The organism is Micromonospora sp. NPDC049580 (genome assembly GCF_040675595.1).
Taxonomy (GTDB): Bacteria; Actinomycetota; Actinomycetes; order Mycobacteriales; family Micromonosporaceae; genus Micromonospora.
The window spans coordinates 1-3,295 of record NZ_JBFAPG010000601.1 but is presented as its reverse complement, the minus strand read 5'-3'; the positions used below and the strand labels follow the sequence as shown (position 1 = coordinate 3,295).

Here is a 3,295-nt window from a genome sequence, read left to right as displayed (position 1 = left end):
GGTGGCGCACCGGCCGTGGCGGGCGTACCGGGCCGAGGAGGAGCTGCGGGGTCGACTGTTCAGCCCGGAGCTGGCGGCGCGGGCCGCCGACGCCGAGTTGACCGAGGCTCGGCCGCTGCGGCACAACGGCTTCAAGCTGCCCCTGACCCGGGCCATCACGGTGCGGGTGCTCAGCGAGTTGGCAGCCTCGTGAGCACCGGCGCGGTCGGTCGGGCGCATCCCCGGCTGGAGGGTCGGGAGAAGGTCACCGGCACGGCCCGGTACGCGGTGGAGTACCCGGTGGACGGCGTCACCTACGGCTGGGCGGTGCAGGCGGCCGTGGTCCGGGGCCGGATCACCCGCGTCGACACCGACGAGGCCCTGGCGTCGCCCGGCGTGCTTGCCGTACTGCACCACGGCAACGCGCCCCGGATCGCGCCGGGCCCGCAGCCGGAGCTGTGGTTGTTGCAGGAGCCGGCGGTAAACCATCGAGGGCAGTTCGTCGCGGTGGTGGTGGCCACCAGCCTGGAGGCGGCCCGCGAGGGTGCCCGACTGGTGCGCATCGACTACGACGCCACGCCGCACAGCACCGTGCTCACCGACGACCACCCCGGCCTGTACCGGCCGGAGCACGTCAACCCCAGCTATCCGACGGACACGGCCGAGGGTGACTTCGACGCCGGGTACGCCGCCGCGCCGGTGCGGGTGGACGCCACCTACCGGACACCGGCGTACCACAACAATCCGATGGAGCCGCACGCCACGACGGCACGGTGGCACGACGGGCGGCTGCTGGTGCACGACTCGACCCAGGGCGCCGCGCCGGTGCAGACCACGCTGGCCGAGCTGTTCGGGCTGCCCCAGGAGTCCGTGCGGGTCATCGCCGAGCACGTCGGCGGCGGCTTCGGCAGCAAGGGCTCCGCCAAGGCGGCGGTGGTGCTCGCCGCGCTCGCCGCCCGGCACGTGGACCGCCCGGTCAAGTTGGCGCTGACCCGCCAGCAGCTGTTCGGGCCGATCGGCTACCGCACGCCCAGCATCCAACGGGTCCGCCTCGCCGCCGACACCGACGGTCGGCTCACCGCGGTCTGTCACGACGCGATCAGCCAGACCTCGACCGTCCGGGAGTTCGCCGAGCAGATCGCCGTCTACACCCGCAGCATGTACGCGGCGCCGCACCAACGCACCACCCACCGGCTGGTCCGCCTCGACGTGCCCACGCCGTTCTGGATGCGCGCCCCCGGCGAGTGCCCCGGCGCGTACGCCCTGGAGTCGGCGATGGACGAGCTGGCCATCGCCGTCGGCGTCGACCCGGTGGAGCTGCGGATCCGCAACGACGCCCAGGTCGACCCCGACCAGGGGGAGCCGTTCACCAGCCGCAATCTGGTGGCCTGCCTGCGCGAGGGGGCGCAGCGGTTCGGCTGGGCGCAGCGGGATCCCACGCCTCGGGCCCGGCGCGACGGGCGGTGGCTGATCGGCACCGGGGTGGCCGGGTCGAGCTACCCGGCCCGGGCGAGACCGTCCTCGGCGGCGGCCACCGCCCGGCCCGACGGCACCTTTCTGGTACGGATCGACGCCACCGACATCGGCACCGGTGCCAGGACGGCGCTCTGCCAGGTGGCCGCCGACGCGCTGGGGGTGCCGCCCGAGCGGGTCGAGATCCGCATCGGCGACAGCGACCTCCCGGTGGCTCCCGTGGCCGGGGGCTCGATGGGCACCGCCTCGTGGAGCTGGGCCGTGATCCGGGCCTGCGAGGCGTTGCGCGGGAAGCTGCGCGACGGTGCACCGCCGGGCACCGAGGTCAGCGCCGAGGCGGACACCACCGACGAGGTGGGCGGTCAGCCCGAGCGGCCCCGGTACGCGTACGGGGCGCAGTTCGTCGAGGTGCGGGTGGACGCGGACACCGGCGAGGTGCGGGTGAACCGGATGCTCGGGGTGTTCGCCGCCGGCCGGGTGGTGAACCCGACGACGGCGCGCAATCAGCTGATCGGCGGCATGACGATGGGGCTGTCGATGGCGCTGCACGAGGAGGGCCTGCTCGACGAGCGCTACGGCGACTGGGTCAACCACGACCTGGCCACGTACCACATCACCGGCTGCGCGGACGTCGAGGCCATCGAGGCGTACTGGCTGGACGAGCGGGACGACGAGCTGAACCCGGCCGGGGTGAAGGGCGTCGGCGAGATCGGCATCGTCGGCACCGCGGCGGCGGTCGCCAACGCCGTCCACCACGCCACCGGCGTCCGCATCCGGGACCTGCCGATCCGGTTGGACAAGCTGGTCGGAGCTTCAGGTTTGGCTTAAATAAGCCAGCGGTGATATAAATGTCGCCGTGCACGCCTTCGACGTGCTGGGCGATCCGGTCCGGCGCCGCATCCTGGAGCTGCTCGCCGACGGCGAGCAGACCGCGGGCGCGGTCAGCGCGGTCATCCGCGACGAGTTCGGCATCTCCCAGCCCGCCGTGTCACAGCACCTCAAAGTGTTGCGGGACAACGGCTTCGCCACCGTGCGGCCAGAGGGCGCCCGGCGGCTGTACGCGGTCGACCCACGCCCGTTGCGCGAGGTCGACGGCTGGTTGGAGCACTTCCGCCGGTTCTGGGCGCCACCCCTGGCGGCACTCGCCACCGAGCTGGCCCGGGGCCGACGCGAACGTCGCCTGCGCGGGCCCGCCGACCCACCCGAGGAGAGGAACACCTGATGTTCGACGCGACCGAGCAGATCAACGCCGTCCAGCGGCAGGTCGGCAGCCGCACCCTGGAAGCCGGCGAGGCCCGGGTGACCACGATCAGCCAGACCTACCAGGCGACGGCCGAGGATCTGTGGGACGCCTGCACCAACGCCGAGCGCATCCCCCGCTGGTTCCTGCCGATCAGCGGCGACCTGCGGCTGCACGGCACGTACCAGCTCCAGGGCAACGCCCACGGCACCATCGAGAGCTGCGAGCCTCCGCACCGCTTCACCGCCACCTGGGAGATGGGCGGCGAGGTGAGCTGGATCGAGGTGCGGGTCACGCCGGTCGGCGACGAGCGGGCCCGCCTCGACCTGGACCACATCGCGCATGTCGACCAGGACCGGTGGGCACAGTTCGGGCCGGGCGCGGTCGGCGTCGGCTGGGACCTGGGCCTGCTCGGTCTTGCCTCCTACCTCTCCGGCGACGGCAGCGGCGTCCGGCCGGAGGACAGCGCCGAGTGGGTCGCCTCCGCCGAGGGACGACGCGCCATGGAGCTGAGCAGCCAGCTGTGGTGCGAGGCGAGCATCGCCGCCGGGACCGACGCCGACGAGGCCAAGGCCGCCGCCGAGCGCACCACCGCCTTCTACA

The 3,295-nt window shown here is 73.4% G+C and carries 3 protein-coding genes and 1 pseudogene; all 4 read left to right on the top strand.

What is annotated here, in order from left to right; genetic code table 11:
• Positions 1-193 (top strand): annotated as a pseudogene (locus tag AB0J68_RS29750) (xanthine dehydrogenase family protein subunit M); the annotation flags it as partial.
• On the top strand, positions 190-2,280 hold the full coding sequence (locus AB0J68_RS29745) for a xanthine dehydrogenase family protein molybdopterin-binding subunit (protein ID WP_363941908.1): 2,091 nt from the start codon (positions 190-192) through the stop codon (positions 2,278-2,280). The pseudogene AB0J68_RS29750 and the gene AB0J68_RS29745, both read left to right, overlap by 4 nt.
• Positions 2,281-2,308: 28 nt before the next feature.
• Positions 2,309-2,674, top strand: coding sequence for a metalloregulator ArsR/SmtB family transcription factor (locus tag AB0J68_RS29740; RefSeq protein ID WP_355065159.1), 366 nt, complete (start codon positions 2,309-2,311; stop codon positions 2,672-2,674).
• A partial coding sequence (locus AB0J68_RS29735) for an SRPBCC family protein (protein WP_363941906.1) occupies positions 2,674-3,295 on the top strand: 622 nt, incomplete at its 3' end. The genes AB0J68_RS29740 and AB0J68_RS29735, both read left to right, overlap by 1 nt.